Raw genomic sequence first — 17,354 nt, 5'->3', positions numbered from 1 at the left:
GTGATGAGTTTGCGTTTGCGTTTGAGCCTGACCCTCGGTGTGGCCTTCGCCCTGATCTGGGCCTTGGCTGCCGCCTGGATGCTCAGTGACCTGCGCAATCAGATGATGTTTTCCCTCGATCAGCGTCTGGTGGCTTCGGCACGTATGGTCGCCGGGCTGCTGGAACAACTGCCGGCGTTACCGAGCAATGGCGAGGGCACGCATTTTAGTGCCGAACAACTTAGTATCCCCGGGGGCATGGCCTGTCAGGTCAGCTCTTTGCGCGGCGAAATTCTCGCCCGTAGCCACAGCACTCCGGACCAGAAGCTGGAAGCCGAGAAAATGGGTTTCCATGACCAGATGATCGACGGCGCACGCTGGCGCAGTTTCACCCTGGCCAGAGGCGATTTACGTATTACCACTGCGGATCGTCAAGTCGAGCGTGAGGCGCTGAACCTCTCGGTGCTGCTCGCGGCGTCGGTGCCGGTGGGCGTAGCGTTGTTGGGCTGCCTGTGCCTGCTCTGGCTGGGCATCGGTCAGGGCCTGGCGCCGCTGAACCGCATGCGCGATGCCTTGATGCGGCGCAGTGCCGATTCTCTCGAGCCCTTGCAGATTCAGCCGCTGCCCAGTGAGCTGCAACCTTTGCTCGACACCCAGAATCAGCTGTTTCAGCGGATCGGCAAAACCATCGAACGCGAGCGTCGTCTGACCGGCGATGCTGCCCACGAACTGCGTAGCCCTCTGACGGCGATCAAGACCCACCTGCAAGTGGCGCGGATGACCGAGGGCGCGGCGCGGGATCAGTCTCTGGCCCGGGCCGAGGAAGGCGCTGACCGTTTGCATCGAACCCTTGAGCAGCTGTTGCTGTTGTCCCGGGTCGAAGGCAGCCTGTCGTTCGATGACGGTGTGCAGTGCAACGCTGAGCAGGTGGCGCGTCTGGCCATTCAGGATGCGGCCAGTGGTGATCGTCGACGCATTGAGCTGCGCTTGCCGGAGCATTTTTCTTCGGCACCGGTCGAAATGCCGTCCGTGCTGTCGATTGCCGCCTTGCGCAACCTGTTGGACAACGCCTTGCGCCATACCCCGAGTGATGCTTCGGTCGAGCTGACCCTGGAAACCATCGGCAATCGCGTGCGCTTTCAAGTGCGTGACCATGGCCCCGGCATTGCGCAAGAAGACCTGCAACACCTGACCCAACGGTTCTGGCGCAATGGCACGAGTACCGGTTGCGGCCTTGGTCTGGCGATTGTGCAGGCGATTGTTCAGCGTTGTGGCTGCGTCCTGCATTTCGACAGCCGACCTGACGGCCTGCTGGTCGAGCTGACCATGCCATTGCAGCCTGTTTAAACAAGAAATGTAACTTCTCTGCATTGGCTATCGCGGTCCGTGCGGCGTTATTGTCCTCGCGGCCAGACTCAATGGATTGAGGTTATAGCGCTATGGATGTACCGATAGAAATCTGCAAGGCGCAGCCTGCCGACGCCGGAATTATCAGCCGGATACTCGAACGTTCCATCAAGCTGGGTTGTGCCGTCGATCACCGCAATAACCCGCAGATTGTCGCGGCCTGGACTCGCAACAAGACCATCGATCATGTGCTTCCCTGGCTGACGGACCAGCGTCGGTACCTGAATATCGCACTGCTTCACGACAAACCGATCGGGGTCGGCATGGCGGCAGCCTCGGGCCGGATAACCTTCTGTTATGTCCAGCCCGAGTGGTTTCGTCGCGGTGCCGGGCTGGCCTTGGTGCGCGATCTCGAAGCCTGGTTGAGCGGGAAGGGATGGACGAAGGCACTTCTCACCAGTAACCGCACCAGCCTGGATTTTTATGCACGGTTGGGGTACCGGCAATCGGCTGAAACCTTCACCGTCGCCGGGCTCATGGCGACGCCTATGCATAAGCCATTGGCACCTCCCACATAGCGATCCGCTTGAGAGTGTAAATCCTCGCCCCGCGGGTTCGTTTCCAGAACAGTTGCCGCATGTGGACCGTGCTCGTTATCCTGCTGAATCCTTTAATCGATCAACACACTGGCCGTACCTAGTGGCCTGTACGGCTAGTTCTGTTAGTCAACTTCGGCGCCAGAAGCCCATATTCTGCGTTGCTGTTCCTCGCCATAGCGGGCTATGACTCGTCACAGCGCCTTGGCTATGGACTTCTGGCATCCGAATTTGAGCTAACGAACTAGCCGTACAGGCCACTAGCCCCTGGGATGTATTTTGATAACGGATCAGATGCGATGAATGCACCGTTGAATGCGTTGGGCCCGATCAAGGCCGTGATTTTCGATATGGATGGTTTGTTGCTGGATACCGAGGGGATTTACACCGAGGTCACGCAAATCATTGCCGACCGTTATGGCCGGACCTTCGACTGGAGCATCAAGCAGAACATCATCGGCCGTGGGGCCGGTGATCTGGCGCGGTATGTCGTCGAGGCGCTGGATTTGCCGATCACCGCCGAGGAGTTTTTGCGGGTGCGTGAGCCGCTGATGCGCGAACGTTTTCCGAGTGCGCTGGCGATGCCGGGTGCCCAGGAGCTGGTTCGACATTTGAAGGCCAATAACGTCCCGATTGCGGTGGGCACCAGTTCTTCGCGGCAGTCTTTTGGGCAGAAAACCACGTTGCACGGCGACTGGTTCGCACTGTTCGACACCATCGTCACGGCGGACGATCCGGAAGTGGGCGCCGCCAAACCTGCACCGGATATCTTCCTGACGGCTGCACGGCGGCTGGGTGTGGCGCCGCAAGATTGCTTGGTGTTCGAAGATTCACCGTTTGGCGTCACGGCAGCGAAAGCGGCGGGGATGACAGCGATTGCGGTACCCGATGTGGCAATGGCGGACGCAAAGTACGCCCACGCTGACGTGATTATTCGGACGTTGAAGGCTTTTCAGCCCGGTGTGTGTGGTTTACCTGTACTGGAATGGGCGTGATCGGGAAAGGGTAATCGCTGACACAGCAAAACGCCGGGCAACGTGATCAAACGTTGCCCGGCGTTTTTTATTGCCGTGAATCAGGCGCCAAAGCCACCGTCGATGGTCAGGCTGGCGCCGGTGATGTAGCCGGTTTCCGGACCTGCCAGGTAGGCGACGAAGCTGGCGATTTCTTCGACCTTGCCGTAGCGGCCGACAGCCATGTAAGGGATCAGGGTTTCAGCAAAATCGCTGTCGGCCGGGTTCATGTCGGTGTCGATCGGGCCGGGCTGCACGTTGTTGATGGTGATGCCACGTGGGCCGAGGTCGCGGGCCAGGCCTTTGACCAGGCCGACCAGCGCGGCTTTGCTCATAGCGTACGGGCCACCACCGGCGAAGGGCATGCGGTCGGCGTTGGTGCTGCCGATGTTGATGATGCGACCGCCCTCGGTCATGTGTTTGGCGGCTTCTTGAGTGGCGATGAACACGCTGCGTACGTTGATGGCCAGGGTTTGGTCGAAGTCTTCCAGTTTGAAATCTTCCAGCGGCGCTATAGCCAGCACGCCGGCATTGTTGACCAGGATATCCAGCCGGCCAAAGGTTTCGACGGTGCTGTTCACGGCGTTGCGGATGGCGACTGCGTCGGCGCTGTCGGCCTTGATGGCCAAGGCTTTGCCACCGGCCGAGGTGATGCTGTTCTGCAATTCTTCAGCCTTGGCCATCGAGCTGACATAAGTGAAGGCAACGGCTGCACCTTGAGCGGCCAGACGTTTGACGATGGCGGCGCCGATACCGCGGGAGCCGCCCTGGATCAGAGCTACTTTGCCGCTGAGGTTTTGAGTGGTCATGTCGTTCTCCAAAGTTCAAGGCGGGCTGCCTTGTTGTTGGAGTCGAGTATCGACCTCGGATTACCTACTGAATAGAGGGTAATTGCTATAGTCTGTGTAAACAAAAAGTTTATAGTGGCAGCTATGGAAACCTTCAGCAGTATCGAATGCTTCGTCCGTAGCGCCGAGGTCGGCAGCTTTGCCGAGGCCGCGCGGCGCTTGAGTCTGACCCCGGCAGCGGTGGGCAAGAGTGTCGCCAAGCTGGAGGCGCGACTGGGCGTACGACTGTTCCAACGCAGCACCCGCAGCCTGACCCTGACCGAGGCCGGTCAGCTGTTTCTCGGTGAAGTCAGCACCAGCCTTCATACCATTCAAAACGCCGTGGCCAATCTGGCCAGCGCCGAAGGGCGCCCGGCGGGGACGCTGAAAGTCAGCATGGGCACGGTGTTCGGGCGGTTGTATATCGTGCCGTTACTGGGGGAATTCCTGCGGCGCTTTCCGGCGATCAACCCGGATTGGCATTTCGATAATCGTCAGGTCGACCTGATCGGCCAGGGCTTCGATGCCGCGATTGGTGGTGGTTTTGAACTGCCCCAAGGGGTGGTGGCGCGCAAGCTGACGCCGGCCCATAGGGTGCTGGTGGCCTCCGAGGATTATCTGTTGCAGCGCGAGGCGATTGTCGAGCCAGATGACTTGCGCCATTGCGACGGGATTCTGATTCGCTCACCGCAAACCGGGCGTGTGCGCTCCTGGCAACTGACCAGTCGCAGCCAGCAACACAGCCCGTTGACGCTCACGGCGCGGATGACCATGAGCGATTCAGAAGCCGCCTGCGCCACCGCCACGCAGGGATTGGGTATCGCCTTGGTGAGCATGCCGTTCGCCGTGAACTACTTGAATGCGGGCACCTTGCAGCGGGTGTTGCCAGATTGGTATGTCGACGATGGGAATATCTCGATCTACTACGCCGAGCATAAGTTGCTGCCGGGCAAGACCCGGGCGTTTGTCGACTTCATCATTGAGCATTTTGCCGAGCAGCAATTGGGGCAGCGGTTTAGTGCCCTGTGAGCAGGTCTTTAGACCGAGTCGCAGCCATCGCGAGCAAGCTCGCTCCTACACTGGACCGTGCCAGGCGCGAATCCATGGCAAATGCAGATCTAATGTAGGAGCGAGCTTGCTCGCGATTGAACGATAACGCGGTCTAAAGCCGAACTCAGCGCCCAAACCGCCCCGGCCAACCAATAATGGTCTTCGGCCGTGGCGTGGCATAGGTCCGTACCTTGGACGTGGAAAGCCCCAGCCGCACCAGCGATTCAGCAATGGTCACCGCCGCCGTCACGCCATCCACCACTGGCACGCCGGTGCGCCGACGAATCTGTTCATCCAGCCCGGCCATCCCACCGCAGCCCAGGCAGATCACCTCAGCCTTGTCCTCACTCACCGCCAGTTCCGCCTGGCGGACGATGGCTTCAAGGGCACGCTCTGGATCTTCTTCCAGCTCCAGCACCGCCAGGCCACTGGCCCGAACCGAGGCGCAGCGGTCATAGAGGCCGGAAAGCTTGAGACGGTCCTCAATCAGCGGCACGGTGCGGTCCAGTGTGGTGACCACCGAATAGGCGTGGCCAAGAAACATCGCGGTGCTCGCGCCCGCATCGGTGATATCCACCACCGGCACGTTGAGCAACTCCTGCAGGCCTTCGCGGCCATGCTCGCCGTAACCGGCCTGGATGACCGCGTCGTAGGGCTGGTCGTATGACAGCACGCGATCCATGACGGCGATCGCCGCCAGGTAGCTTTCGAAATTGCCTTCGATGGACTCTGCGCCAAAGTACGGTGTCAGGCCGATGATCTCGGTGCCGGGCGAGGCCACGGCTTGGGCCTGCCGTGCGATGGCCTGGGTGATGGACTCGGTGGTGTTGACGTTGACCACAAGAATTCGCATAGGGTGTCCTTATAACGGGGTCATTCAGCGGCCCGGGTTGAGCGGGCCGCTTTGGGGTTAGTGGCTGACGTTATCAACGGCGATGGCTTCACCGCTGACATCCGCGTAGTGCGGTTGTTGCTTGGCGATGATCAGATAAAGAAGACCTGCGATACCGGCGCCAATCAACCAGGAGAACGGCGATACGCTGGCAAAACCCGGAACCAGCGCCAGGATGATCGCAATCAGTGCCGCAGGAACAAAGGCTGCAACGGCCCGCAGATTCACGCCGCGGCTGTAGTAATAAGCACCTTTGGGGTCTTCGCTGTAGAGCTCGGGTACATTCACCTGGCCTTTGCGCACCAGCCAGTAGTCGACCATGATCACTCCGTACAGTGGTCCCAATAGGGCGCCGAGTCCAGACAGAAAGTACACGATCACCAGCGGGCTGTTATAGAGATTCCACGGCAGGATCAGCACCGCAATGGTCGCGCTGATCAACCCGGCACGACGAAAGTTCAGGTACTTGGGCGCCAGGTTGCTGAGGACGAAGGCCGGGGCGACGAAGTTGGCCATAATGTTCACCGCCACGGTGACGATCAGGAACGCCAGGCAGCCGAGTACCAGAAAGAACGTATTGGGAATCGAGGCGATGATTTCGGTCGGGCTTTCGATGACTCTTCCATTGATCTGGAACTGCGCACCGCACAGCAGCACGGTGATGCTGGCGAACACCAGAATATTCACCGGCAGACCCCAGAAATTGCCAACCTTGATGCTCTTGCGGCACGGTGAAGAGCGGGCGAAATCGCAGAAGTTGAGGATCAGCGTGCCATAGATCGCCAGCCACAATGCGCCGCCGGCAAAGATGTTGCGCCACATCTCTGGCCCACTCAGCGGCTCGCGGATCGACCAGGCAATGGTCGCGTTGGCTTGGGTGTACATCCACGCAGCAAGCGCTGCCACGGTCAGCAAAATGATCGGCCCGGCAAACGCCTCATAACGCCGGACCGTCTCCATGCCGTAGGCGAGAATCGCCAGTTGCACGAGCCAGATCGCCACGAAACATACCCAGCCCAGGCTCGACAATCCGAGGATCGAGTTGTGATCGTACTCGGCGAAACTCGGGTGGACTGCGGTCAGCAACACGCGAAACACCACCGAGGCGAGGTACGTCTGGATACCGAACCAGGCAATGGCGATGATCGCGCGGATCAGCGCCGGAATTTGCGCGCCATGGATGCCGAAACTAATGCGACTGATGACCGGGAATGGCACGCCGGTCTTCTGGCCCATGTAGCCGGACAGGTTCATGAAGAAGTACACCAGCGCCGCGCCGATCCCCAGCGACAACAGAATTTGCCAACCCCCCAGGCCCAGGGCATACAGGCCGATGGCGAAGGAATAGTTGGCGATGTTGTGCACGTCGTTGGTCCACAGGGCAAAGATGCTGTAGCGACCCCAGCGTCGGCCTTCGATTTTGGTCGGTGCCAGGTCCTTGTTGTGCAGGCGCGGGCTGAGGGTCAGCGGTGGCGTTGTTTCAAGCGTCTGATCGGTATTGGATTGAAGGCGGTTGTGGGTGGAGGAGGGCAAATCCAGTGCGATGTTATTAAAAAGACTTGTACGCATTCCGGCAGGCTCCTGATCCCGGCTCGACGGTGACTGTGCATGAGCGCGAGGCTCGGCAATCTTCGTCGGTAGTTCCAGGAATCACTGGGTTCGGGGCATCTGCAGCCAGACGGAGGATTAACCGTGACAGGCTTGCGGATATAAAGTGTATGTATGTTTTGAATTTATTGTATACAAAACATAAATCTACCTAAGCCACTTTTGTGCCAGATTTCGGTCTATGGGATTTGTGTTTAATTTCGTTTTTGTATGCTTAATAGCTAAGTGTATGAAATAAAGACGATATAAATTGACCGTTTGAACAGGTATTTATTTTTCAGTGGGTTTTTTTGGAAGTGTCGACTGAGGAAGTCAGGGAATGAGGGTGTAACTTTTTGGGGCGCTGAAATAGAAAGTGCACACATGAATGGCACCGATGGTGACATTCGTGTGTACAAGAATTTATGTCGGAGTGCAGATAGTGTGGGAGCGGGCTTGCCCGCGAAGAACGATTACGCACAGTGCCTGAAAAACCGCGGTGTTCGCTTCGCGGGCAAGCCACGCTCCCACACAAGCCCGCTCCCACAGGGGTTACGCTTTGCTGATGATATTCCCGGCATGCAGCCCGCATTCTTTCTGTGTGGCTTCTTCCCACCACCAGCGGCCTTCGCGCTCGTGTTGGTTCGGCAGGACAGGGCGGGTGCACGGCTCACAGCCGATGCTGATAAAGCCGCGTTCGTGCAGGCTGTTGTAAGGCAGCTCAAGCATGCGGATGTAGCCCCAAATCTCTTCGCTGGTCATTTGCGCCAGCGGGTTGAACTTGTAGAGGGTACGTTCCGGAGTGGAGAAGGCGCTGTCGATTTCCAGCACGGCGACCTGGCTGCGGGTGCCGGGGCTCTGGTCGCGGCGTTGGCCGGTTGCCCAGGCGCTGACGGTGGAGAGTTTGCGGCGCAGTGGTTCGATCTTGCGGATGCCGCAGCATTCGCCATGGCCATCCTTGTAGAAACTGAACAGGCCTTTTTCCTTCACAAAGGGTTCAAGCTTGCTTTGATCCGGCGATACCAGTTCGATCTGGATCTTGTAGTGCTCACGGACTTGCTCGATGAACCGATAGGTTTCTGGATGCAAACGGCCGGTGTCGAGGCTGAAGACCTTGACGTTCTTGTTCAGTTTCCAGGCCATGTCCACCAGCACCACGTCTTCCGCGCCGCTGAAGGAAATCCACAGGTCGTCACCGAACTGGGCGAAGGCCAGTTTAAGAATGTCCTGGGCGGACTTGTTGGCATAGGTCGTGGCGAGTTCAGCGACGTCGAACGATTGGCTCATCAGGGCGGTTTCCTACAGGTCGGTGGCGCTAAGCGCTCTATATAGGCTCGATAGTATCAAAAACTTGCGGCAGCTTGCCTGCTCCTCTGCGTTGCGTCGGTCAGAGCGAGTCGCTAGAGTTCGGCTGTCCTTTTACTTGCTCAACTCAATAATCAATACAAATGGGAGTGTCTTGTGGAAATTGCCTGTCTCGACCTGGAAGGTGTGCTGGTCCCGGAAATCTGGATCGCCTTTGCCGAAAAAACCGGTATTGAATCCCTCAAGGCAACCACTCGGGATATTCCCGATTACGACGTACTGATGAAGCAGCGTCTGCGGATTCTTGATGAACACGGCTTGAAACTGTCCGATATCCAGGAAGTGATCGCCACCCTCAAGCCGCTGGACGGCGCCATCGAGTTCGTCAACTGGCTGCGGGAGCGGTTTCAGGTGGTGATTCTTTCGGACACTTTCTATGAATTTTCCCAGCCGCTGATGCGTCAGCTGGGCTTCCCGACATTGCTTTGTCATCGCTTGATCACCGACGAGACGGGTCGAGTGAGCGGCTATCAACTTCGCCAGAAAGACCCCAAGCGCCAATCGGTGCTGGCGTTCAAGAGCCTGTACTACCGAGTGATCGCGGCCGGTGATTCATACAACGACACCACGATGCTGGGCGAGGCCGACGCAGGGATTTTGTTCCATGCGCCAGAGAATGTGATTCGCGAGTTCCCGCAATTCCCGGCGGTGCATACCTTTGTCGAACTTAAGCAGGAGTTTCTCAAGGCTTCGAATCGCGATCTGAGCCTGTAAATACCTCGTAGGAGCTGCCGTAGGTTCGGGCCGCGTTCGGACGATCTTTTAAATCAGGCGACCCAGTCTAGCGGGAAGCCCAAGATCAAAAAATCGCAGGCTACGCGAGCTCCTACAGATTTTGTAGGGTTTCCAGCAACACCTTCACTTTGGTGATGGATTCCTGATATTCGGCCTGCCAGTCCGAGTCCGCGACGATCCCGCCACCGCCCCAGCAGCAGACCTGCCCATCTTTGACCAGCAAGCTGCGGATGGCGATGGAGCTGTCCATTTCCCCGCGTACATCCAGATACAGCAACGAGCCGCAATACAGCCCGCGCCGCGTTGGCTCAAGCTCATCAATGATTTGCATTGCCCGGATTTTCGGTGCGCCGGTGATCGAGCCACCGGGGAAGCTGCCGGCGATCAGGTCCAGGGCATCTTTATCGTCCGCCAACTCGCCAGTGACGCTGCTGACCAGGTGGTGCACGTTCGGGTAGCTTTCCAGACTGAACAACTCCGGCACCCGCACCGAGCCGATGCGGCAGGTGCGGCCCAGATCGTTGCGCAGCAGGTCGACGATCATCAGGTTTTCCGCGCGATCTTTGGCGCTGGCCAGCAGTTCGGTGGCGTTGGCCGCGTCCTCGGCAGCGTCTTTGCCACGTGGTCGGGTGCCTTTGATCGGACGGGTTTCCACGTGGCCGTCACTGACTTTCACGAAGCGCTCTGGCGACAGGCTCAGCACCGCGCCGCCGTCGGGCAGGCTTTGATAGCCGGAGAAAGGTGTCGGGCAAGCCGCCCGTAGCGCGCAATATGCCGTCCATGGGTCGCCCTGGCATTGCGCGCGGAAGCGTTGGGCAAAGTTGACCTGATAACAGTCACCGGCCTGGATGTACTGCTGGATGCGCACAAAGGCTTGCTGATAGTCGCCGGGGCTGAGGTCAGGGCTCATCTCGCCGTTCAGTTTGAACGGGCCGGGTATCGAGCTCGCAGGCTGGCTGAACAACTCGATCAGCCGCTGACGCTCCGCATTGGCCAGGCTTGGGTGAAACACCAGTTGGCTGGTGCTCAGCAGGTGATCGCTGATCAGCGCCCAGTTGTACAGGCCCAGCCGCGCATCGGGTAGCTGCAGATCGTCGCGGGCATGGCTCGGCAGTGTTTCCAGATGGCGGCCGAAGTCATAGCTGAGGTAGCCGATCAGACCGCCGGCGAACGGTAGTTCATAAGACTCTGGCAGGTTTGCGTGACCCAGTTGGCCAAGACTGCTGCGCAGGCGTTGAAGAAAACCACTGCCGCTTTCATTCGGCAAAACCGCGAGCTGATCAAGCGGCCAGGCGCTGAGCAGGTCATAGCGTCCGCGTTCGGCGCTCGGGCGACCGCTGTCGAGCAGCACGGCGCCTGGGGCATGACGAATCGCCGCGAAATACTCGGCAGGGTTGGCGCGATAAGGGAGCGGGTGTACGGAGCAGGTCAACATGCGGGGCAGATCAGTCATCGGTGCGCGGCTGGCGATTGTAGTCCCCTGCAGGATTTGCTCCTAGAGGGGATGTCGAGGATTGATCGCCTGTGACGCAGAGCGTCACGGGGTGTATTCCCTGACCTTGCGTGAGGCGTGCTTGCTGAGCTCTTCAACCACTGGAATATGCCCAAATAACTCTTGAGCGAATTTCACACGCTCTTCAGCGGTTTCGGTGATGCCTTTGGCCTTCAGTTCTTCCAGGCGGGCTTCCACGGCATGGGTGCGCAGGGTCAGACCGCAATCGTTGGCAATCTGGATGTTCAGGCCAGGGCGGGCGTTGAGTTCGAGAATCAGCGGGCCTTTTTCCTGGTCGAGCACCATGTCGACGCCGATATAGCCTAGTCCGCAGAGTTCATAGCAACCGGCCGCCAGCTTCATGAAGCCGTCCCAGTTGGGCAACTGCACGCCGTCCACCGCGTTGGTGGTGTCGGGGTGTTTGGTGATGATGCTGTTCAACCAGGTACCGCGCAGAGTCAGGCCGGTGGCCATGTCGACGCCGACACCGATGGCGCCCTGGTGCAGGTTGGCCTTGCCGCTCGATTGACGGGTTGGCAAGCGCAACATGGCCATTACCGGGTAACCCATCAGCACAATGACGCGGATATCCGGCACACCTTCGTAGCTGATGCTTTTGAAGATCTGGTCCGGTGTTACGCGGTATTCGATCAGCGCCCGGTCACGGTGACCGCCCAGGGAATACAGGCCGGTCAGGATGCTGGAAATCTGATGTTCGATTTCTTCATGGCTGATGATCTTCCCGGACACCGTGCGATAGCGGCCCTCGAAGCGGTCGACGATGACCAGGATGCCGTCACCACCGGCTCCCTGGGCCGGCTTGATGACGAAGTCTTTGCGCCCGCCGATGATCTCATCGAGCTTGTCGATCTCCTTTTCGGTGGAGATCACTCCGTACATTTCGGGTACGTGAATGCCGGCCTTGATCGCACGTTCCTTGGTGATGATCTTGTCATCGACAATCGGGTACAGGCTGCGCTTGTTGTACTTGAGCACGTAGTCCGCGTTACGCCGATTGATTCCCATGACGCCCCGGGCTTCCAGGGCTTTCCAGGTCTTCCAGAGACCGAACATTACGAGTCAGCCTTGAGGAAGGCTTTGAACCGCACCAGCTCGGTCAGGCGGTAGCCGCGATAGCGACCCATGGCCAGCATGAAGCCCACCATAATCAACAGAATCGCCGGGAAGGTGAACACGAAGTAGATCAGTTCCGGCACGCTCATGATCACGTGTGCCAGGGAAGCGGCGAACAGTGTGCCGATCGCGACTTTCAGCGCATTCCCGGCACCGCGTTCTTCCCAGGTGATCGACAGGCGTTCGATGGTCATGGTCAGAATCACCATCGGGAACAGCGCGACCGACAGCCCACGCTCCAGGCCCAGCTTGTGGCTGAAGAGGCTGATGGCGGCGATCAGTACCACCACGAAGGTCAATACCACCGATAACCTTGGCAGCATTTGCAGCTTCAAGTGTTCAAGGTAGGAGCGCAGCGACAAGCCCAGCGCGGTAATGACGGTGAACAGCACAATGCCGAAGCCCAACTGCGTCTCGCGAAAGGCCAGGGCGATCAGTACCGGGGTGAATGTGCCGAGGGTCTGCAGACCGATCAGGTTGCGCAGGATCAGGATCACCAGCACGCCGATCGGAATCATCACCATGATCATGAACGTCTGCTGGGTTTGCAGCGGCAGCCCGTACAACGAGTAATCGAGGACGTTAGCGTTAGAGTTCTCGTCGGTCAGCTTAGCCAGGCGAATGGCGTTCATTTCGCTGTTGTTCATGCTGAAGGTAACGGTGGCTTTCTTGCCGCCATCGACGGTGATCAGGTTGTCATCTCCGGTCCACCACAACAGGCGGTCGGTGGGCAGGCCCTGTTCGCCGGTGTCCGGGTTGAAGTACAGCCAGTCGTTACCGTTGAAGCTGCGCAGCCACAGTTCCGGGGTTTGTTGCTGATCCGCCACCAGACGAATGGTATGGACCTTTTCCACTGGCACATGGGCGATGGACAGCAACAGTTCGACGATTTTTGCCTTGTGCGGCGTCGACGGATCGCCGCCCAGCAGCAGTTTGACGTTGTCGTCGTTGAGGTTATTGACGCGTTTGATGGCTTCGCCGATGAACGTTTCGACATCCGCCGAGTGCTGGCGAATCGGCGCGAGCAGGGCCTCGGCGGCGAGTTTCTCCGGGCCTTCGACGCCAATGCTGTCACGGAAGGTCGGGCCTTTGATCTTGGGTTTTTCACTGCTGTAACGCTTGGTCAGCACCAGGCGGTAATAAAGAGTCTGATTGCCCTTGGCACGGCGTGCGGACCAGGTGACCTTGCGGTTACCGTCGACGCGGTTGACGGCCACGCCGTAGTTATTGGAGATAAAACTTTCATTGAGGCTGACGTAGTCGCGGCTCAGTGGCGGTACGAACATCTGGATCTTGATCGGATCTTTGGCATTGGCGACGAACTGGACCTTGGCGTCAATGTTCCACAAGTCGTCGGTGGCGTCTTCGGTCACGGGAATACCGAGCACGAAAATCTGATAGGCCGTGACTGAAATACCCAACGCCACCAGGATGGCGATCAGGATTTTCAGATGGAGGGTAAGAGCACGCATTGGAATTACTCTGCGGTATGAGCGTCGGTGGCGCAGGCAGGTTTGCCAGCAGCGTATTTAAGGCTGGGGTCGACCAGCGCATCAAAGCGTTTCAGTGCTTCGGATCCGATCAAAAGCGGGTATTGGAATGCACTTCGGTCGGTCAAGTTCACTTCAATGCTGCGTAAAGCGCTGCCCATGCAGATATCCAAAGCAATTACCGGGCGGGCGGTGTAGTTCTTGTCTTCATAAGGGTCGTAATCGCCGGCGCGGCGCTTGATCTTGCTGACTCGCGCCAGTGGACGTTCAATCGGGTGTGAATGTGCGGCGTCGATAGCCAGATAGAAACGCACCCAGGACTCGCCATTGCGTTTGAAGCGCTTGATGTCGCGAGCACTGAGGGAGGCGGTTTTGGCGCCGGTGTCGAGTTTGGCTGCGACTTCCAGATCGATCCCGGCAAGCGCAGCGTATTCATTCAGGCCGTATACGGTCTTCTCGGCGGCGGCACTCACGCCGGGCAGGCAGAGTAGGCAAAGCAATGTGGGGACGGGCTTGAGTCTCATAAATCCTGGGGCGTCGCAGTGCGATCTTCAATTCGAGGCGACTGGCATTGCTGCGCAAACCCCCTCGTATGCCTACCATAAAAAGATGACAGGCAAATGCGGGCGGCATTCTAGCATGCTGGTCTTATGGCGCCAGCGCTCGAGGGCGGCTATAAACAGAGGGGTTTGCGTCGTTATGGTGCAGATGGTTATTAGATGATTGTCGACAATGCATATTTTTCCTTTGACTGAATGCGCTTAATTCGCTAGTTTTTGTCGCATTAGCTTTCAAGGTGTCGACAATATGCTGGATCAACTCGATCCCCCAGTGACAGTGCAGGACGATTCGGAAACACTTTCCGAGAACGTCTTTCGGCGTATCCAGGCGGCCATCGTCAAGGGAGATATCGCCCCGGGCAGCAAGATTTCCGAGCCGGAACTGGCGCGAACCTACGGCATCAGCCGCGGACCATTGCGCGAGGCGATCCATCGTCTGGAAGGCCAGCGGCTGCTGGTGCGCATCCCCCATGTCGGTGCACGGGTGGTATCTCTGAGCCACGCCGAGCTGATCGAGCTCTATGAAATTCGCGAATCCCTGGAAGGCATGGCCTGTCGTTTGGCCGCTGAGCGGATGAGCGTCGAAGAAATCGACGAGCTGCGTCGGGTACTCGAGACCCATGAGCGCGACGCGGCATTCCAGGCTGGCGTCGGCTATTACCAGCAGGAAGGCGATTTCGACTTTCACTACCGAATCATTCAGGGCAGCGGCAATCGCACCCTGACTCAGATGCTTTGCGGTGAGTTGTACCAGTTGGTGCGCATGTACCGCATACAGTTTTCCGCTACGCCTAACCGCCCACGTCAGGCGTTCGCTGAACATCACCGGATTCTCGACGCGATTGCTGATCGCGACGGCGAACTGGCCGAGTTGTTGATGCGCCGTCACATCGGCGCTTCCAAACGTAATATCGCGCGTCATTACCAGGACAGCGCCAATCAGACAGCCACTCCACGAGGTGAGTCATGAGTTTCAACAAAAGCACTCCAGGTCAGCGTTTCCGCGATGCGGTCGCCAGTGAACAACCGTTGCAAGTGGTCGGCGCGATCAACGCCAACCACGCGTTGCTGGCCAAGCGCGCCGGTTTCAAGGCGATCTACCTGTCCGGTGGCGGGGTGGCTGCCGGCTCTCTCGGCGTGCCGGACCTGGGCATTACCGGTCTGGATGACGTGTTGACCGACGTACGCCGGATCACTGATGTTTGCGACCTGCCGCTGCTGGTGGACGTGGACACCGGTTTCGGTTCCTCGGCGTTCAACGTGGCGCGTACCGTCAAGTCGATGATCAAGTTCGGCGCGGCGGCGATTCACATCGAAGACCAGGTCGGCGCCAAGCGCTGCGGTCACCGCCCCAACAAGGAAATCGTTTCCCAGCAGGAAATGGTCGACCGCATCAAGGCCGCCGTCGATGCCCGTACCGATGACAGCTTTGTGATCATGGCGCGTACCGATGCGCTAGCGGTGGAAGGTCTGGAGTCGGCGCTCGATCGCGCCGCAGCCTGTATTGAGGCCGGCGCCGACATGGTCTTCCCGGAAGCCATCACTGAGCTTGAAATGTACAAACTGTTCGCCAGTCGCGTGAAGGCGCCGATCCTGGCCAACATCACCGAGTTCGGCGCGACGCCGCTGTACACCGTCGAGCAACTGAGAGCTGCCGATGTTTCGCTGGTGCTGTACCCGCTGTCGGCGTTCCGCGCCATGAACAAAGCGGCAGAAAACGTCTACACCGCCATCCGCCGCGACGGTACGCAGCAGAATGTGATCGATACCATGCAAACCCGCATGGAACTGTACGACGCCATCGATTACCACGTGTTCGAGCAGAAGCTTGATGCGTTGTTTGCGTCGAAGAAATAGTAGGACCCGTAGCAGCTGCCGAGCCCGCGAGGCTGCGTTCGAGGCCGAAGGACTCGCCAGTCAGACGACGCAGTTTTCCAGATGAACCGCGTCGTCGGGGTTTACGACTGCTGCGTCGGAATGCCGCCCAAACCGGACGCAGCCTCGCAGGCTCGACAGCTGCTACGAAAGTGAGATAGCCGTTTAGAAGCGTGCCGATTCCCTAACAAATTCAAGATTGGAGACAGCAATGGCCGAAGCAAAAGTACTGAGTGGCGCCGGGCTACGGGGCCAGGTTGCCGGGCAAACCGCACTGTCCACCGTTGGGCAGGAGGGCGCCGGGCTGACCTATCGCGGTTATGACGTTCGCGAACTGGCCGCCGACGCGCGTTTTGAAGAAGTGGCTTACCTGCTGCTGTACGGCGATCTGCCGAACAAAGAGCAACTGGCCGCCTACATGGGCAAACTGAGCAAACTGCGTGACCTGCCGCAAGCCTTGAAGGAAGTGCTTGAGCGCATTCCTGCCCAGGCCCATCCGATGGACGTGATGCGCACTGGCGCTTCGTTCCTGGGAAACATCGAGCCAGAGAAAGACTTCTCCCAGCAACACGACGTTACTGACCGCATGCTGGGCGCGTTCCCGGCGATCATGTGCTACTGGTATCGCTTCAGCCATGAAGGCATGCGGATCAACTGCGTCACCGATGAAGAATCCATCGGCGGGCACTTCCTGCACCTGCTGCACGGCAAAAAGCCGAGCGAACTGCACCGCAAGGTGATGGACGTTTCGCTGATCCTCTACGCGGAACACGAATTCAACGCCTCGACCTTCGCCGCCCGGGTGTGTGCTTCGACCTTGTCGGACATGTTCTCGTGCGTGACGGCAGCCATCGGTACCCTGCGCGGCCCGCTGCACGGCGGTGCCAACGAAGCGGCGATGGAAATGATTCAGCGCTTCAAGTCTCCGGAGGAGGCCATCAAAGGCACCCTCGGCATGCTTGAGCGTAAAGACAAGATCATGGGCTTCGGCCACGCGATCTACAAAGACAACGATCCGCGTAACGAAGTGATCAAGGGCTGGTCGAAGAAGCTCGCCGACGAAGTGGGTGACAAGGTCCTGTTCCCGGTCTCCGAAGCCATCGACAAGACCATGTGGGAACAGAAGAAATTGTTCCCGAACGCCGACTTCTACCATGCCTCGACGTACCACTTCATGGGCATTCCGACCAAACTGTTCACGCCGATTTTTGTCTGCTCACGCCTGACCGGCTGGGCTGCACATGTGTTCGAGCAGCGTGCCAACAACCGCATCATTCGCCCGAGCGCCGAGTACGTCGGCGTCGAACAGCGCAAGTTCGTGCCAATCGAACAACGCTGACCGGTGGGAGCCGGCACTGAAACCGAGAACCCTGTAGGAGCCGAGCTTGCTCGCGATAACGGACTGACATTCA

At 58.6% G+C, this 17,354-nt stretch carries 16 protein-coding genes; 8 read left to right on the top strand and 8 right to left on the bottom strand.

The genetic code is table 11. The features are described 5' to 3' along the window. The 3 genes from ACZYSM_RS10230 (at position 1) to ACZYSM_RS10220 (ending at position 2,917) form a co-directional block, all read left to right on the top strand. Complete coding sequence (locus ACZYSM_RS10230) at positions 1-1,326, top strand: ATP-binding protein (RefSeq protein ID WP_489071330.1); 1,326 nt, start codon at positions 1-3, stop codon at positions 1,324-1,326. Positions 1,327-1,418: 92 nt separating this feature from the next. Beyond that, complete coding sequence (locus tag ACZYSM_RS10225; RefSeq protein WP_489071328.1) at positions 1,419-1,904, top strand: GNAT family N-acetyltransferase; 486 nt, start codon at positions 1,419-1,421, stop codon at positions 1,902-1,904. Between the two features lie 317 nt (positions 1,905-2,221). Continuing rightward, complete coding sequence (locus ACZYSM_RS10220) at positions 2,222-2,917, top strand: HAD-IA family hydrolase (protein ID WP_489071326.1); 696 nt, start codon at positions 2,222-2,224, stop codon at positions 2,915-2,917. A gap of 80 nt (positions 2,918-2,997) precedes the next feature. On the opposite strand, the gene ACZYSM_RS10215 is transcribed toward ACZYSM_RS10220, so the two are convergent. Continuing rightward, complete coding sequence (locus tag ACZYSM_RS10215) at positions 2,998-3,744, bottom strand: 3-oxoacyl-ACP reductase family protein (protein ID WP_489071324.1); 747 nt, start codon at positions 3,742-3,744, stop codon at positions 2,998-3,000. A gap of 123 nt (positions 3,745-3,867) precedes the next feature. Between ACZYSM_RS10215 and ACZYSM_RS10210 the strand changes: the two genes are divergently transcribed. Next, a complete protein-coding gene (locus tag ACZYSM_RS10210) occupies positions 3,868-4,791 on the top strand; it encodes a LysR family transcriptional regulator (RefSeq protein ID WP_489071322.1) in 924 nt (307 codons plus the stop codon). A 145-nt stretch (positions 4,792-4,936) separates the two neighbouring features. Here the strand turns inward: ACZYSM_RS10210 and ACZYSM_RS10205 are convergent, their stop codons facing one another. The 3 genes from ACZYSM_RS10205 to ACZYSM_RS10195 all read right to left on the bottom strand — a co-directional run bounded on the left by ACZYSM_RS10205 (position 4,937) and on the right by ACZYSM_RS10195 (position 8,578). Beyond that, entirely contained in the window at positions 4,937-5,665 is a 729-nt protein-coding gene (locus tag ACZYSM_RS10205) for an aspartate/glutamate racemase family protein (RefSeq protein WP_489071320.1), read from the bottom strand. Between the two features lie 57 nt (positions 5,666-5,722). Continuing rightward, positions 5,723-7,273 (bottom strand): NCS1 family nucleobase:cation symporter-1, encoded by a 1,551-nt coding sequence (locus tag ACZYSM_RS10200; protein WP_489071318.1) that lies wholly within the window; start codon positions 7,271-7,273, stop codon positions 5,723-5,725. A 570-nt stretch (positions 7,274-7,843) separates the two neighbouring features. After that, complete coding sequence (locus ACZYSM_RS10195) at positions 7,844-8,578, bottom strand: phosphoadenylyl-sulfate reductase (RefSeq protein ID WP_489071316.1); 735 nt, start codon at positions 8,576-8,578, stop codon at positions 7,844-7,846. 174 nt (positions 8,579-8,752) lie between these two features. Between ACZYSM_RS10195 and thrH the strand changes: the two genes are divergently transcribed. Further along, positions 8,753-9,370, top strand: a complete 618-nt coding sequence (gene thrH, locus ACZYSM_RS10190) for a bifunctional phosphoserine phosphatase/homoserine phosphotransferase ThrH (protein ID WP_489071314.1) — start codon at positions 8,753-8,755, stop codon at positions 9,368-9,370. A gap of 112 nt (positions 9,371-9,482) precedes the next feature. Here thrH and pabB read toward each other — a convergent pair whose 3' ends face one another. The 4 genes from pabB to rloA form a co-directional block, all read right to left on the bottom strand. Beyond that, a complete protein-coding gene (pabB, locus tag ACZYSM_RS10185; protein ID WP_489071457.1) occupies positions 9,483-10,826 on the bottom strand; it encodes an aminodeoxychorismate synthase component I in 1,344 nt (447 codons plus the stop codon). 102 nt (positions 10,827-10,928) lie between these two features. Further along, entirely contained in the window at positions 10,929-11,957 is a 1,029-nt protein-coding gene (locus ACZYSM_RS10180) for an alpha-L-glutamate ligase-like protein (protein WP_489071312.1), read from the bottom strand. Next, on the bottom strand, positions 11,957-13,489 hold the full coding sequence (gene rloB / locus ACZYSM_RS10175; protein ID WP_489071310.1) for an osmotic stress tolerance membrane protein RloB: 1,533 nt from the start codon (positions 13,487-13,489) through the stop codon (positions 11,957-11,959). The genes ACZYSM_RS10180 and rloB overlap by 1 nt, the downstream gene beginning before the upstream one ends. 5 nt (positions 13,490-13,494) lie before the next feature. Further along, on the bottom strand, positions 13,495-14,031 hold the full coding sequence (gene rloA, locus ACZYSM_RS10170; protein WP_489071308.1) for a retropepsin-like aspartic peptidase RloA: 537 nt from the start codon (positions 14,029-14,031) through the stop codon (positions 13,495-13,497). 283 nt (positions 14,032-14,314) lie between these two features. Here rloA and ACZYSM_RS10165 point away from each other — a divergent pair, with 283 nt between their 5' ends. The 3 genes from ACZYSM_RS10165 (at position 14,315) to prpC (ending at position 17,281) form a co-directional block, all read left to right on the top strand. Further along, entirely contained in the window at positions 14,315-15,037 is a 723-nt protein-coding gene (locus ACZYSM_RS10165) for a GntR family transcriptional regulator (protein WP_489071306.1), read from the top strand. Beyond that, entirely contained in the window at positions 15,034-15,924 is an 891-nt protein-coding gene (prpB, locus tag ACZYSM_RS10160; RefSeq protein WP_489071304.1) for a methylisocitrate lyase, read from the top strand. The genes ACZYSM_RS10165 and prpB overlap by 4 nt, the downstream gene beginning before the upstream one ends. A 229-nt stretch (positions 15,925-16,153) precedes the next feature. Beyond that, positions 16,154-17,281: a bifunctional 2-methylcitrate synthase/citrate synthase gene (gene prpC / locus ACZYSM_RS10155; protein ID WP_489071302.1), complete on the top strand. Its 1,128-nt coding sequence runs from the start codon at positions 16,154-16,156 to the stop codon at positions 17,279-17,281. Positions 17,282-17,354 lie beyond the last annotated feature (73 nt).

This window comes from Pseudomonas sp. F220 (genome assembly GCF_057813935.1).
Note: the sequence above shows the minus strand (reverse complement) of the source record. Positions and strands in the feature narration are given on the sequence as shown.

What these genes read in the sequence shown, in the direction of transcription:
- ACZYSM_RS10165 (WP_489071306.1), top strand. Translation starts at nt 14,315, where the DNA reads ATGCTGGATCAACTCGATCCCCCAGTGACAGTGCAGGACGATTCGGAA.
- ACZYSM_RS10205 (WP_489071320.1), bottom strand. Translation starts at nt 5,665, where the DNA reads ATGCGAATTCTTGTGGTCAACGTCAACACCACCGAGTCCATCACCCAG.
- ACZYSM_RS10220 (WP_489071326.1), top strand. Translation starts at nt 2,222, where the DNA reads ATGAATGCACCGTTGAATGCGTTGGGCCCGATCAAGGCCGTGATTTTC.
- rloB (WP_489071310.1), bottom strand. Translation starts at nt 13,489, where the DNA reads ATGCGTGCTCTTACCCTCCATCTGAAAATCCTGATCGCCATCCTGGTG.
- rloA (WP_489071308.1), bottom strand. Translation starts at nt 14,031, where the DNA reads ATGAGACTCAAGCCCGTCCCCACATTGCTTTGCCTACTCTGCCTGCCC.
- ACZYSM_RS10200 (WP_489071318.1), bottom strand. Translation starts at nt 7,273, where the DNA reads ATGCGTACAAGTCTTTTTAATAACATCGCACTGGATTTGCCCTCCTCC.
- ACZYSM_RS10195 (WP_489071316.1), bottom strand. Translation starts at nt 8,578, where the DNA reads ATGAGCCAATCGTTCGACGTCGCTGAACTCGCCACGACCTATGCCAAC.
- ACZYSM_RS10225 (WP_489071328.1), top strand. Translation starts at nt 1,419, where the DNA reads ATGGATGTACCGATAGAAATCTGCAAGGCGCAGCCTGCCGACGCCGGA.
- prpC (WP_489071302.1), top strand. Translation starts at nt 16,154, where the DNA reads ATGGCCGAAGCAAAAGTACTGAGTGGCGCCGGGCTACGGGGCCAGGTT.
- ACZYSM_RS10215 (WP_489071324.1), bottom strand. Translation starts at nt 3,744, where the DNA reads ATGACCACTCAAAACCTCAGCGGCAAAGTAGCTCTGATCCAGGGCGGC.
- ACZYSM_RS10180 (WP_489071312.1), bottom strand. Translation starts at nt 11,957, where the DNA reads ATGTTCGGTCTCTGGAAGACCTGGAAAGCCCTGGAAGCCCGGGGCGTC.
- pabB (WP_489071457.1), bottom strand. Translation starts at nt 10,826, where the DNA reads ATGTTGACCTGCTCCGTACACCCGCTCCCTTATCGCGCCAACCCTGCC.
- prpB (WP_489071304.1), top strand. Translation starts at nt 15,034, where the DNA reads ATGAGTTTCAACAAAAGCACTCCAGGTCAGCGTTTCCGCGATGCGGTC.
- ACZYSM_RS10210 (WP_489071322.1), top strand. Translation starts at nt 3,868, where the DNA reads ATGGAAACCTTCAGCAGTATCGAATGCTTCGTCCGTAGCGCCGAGGTC.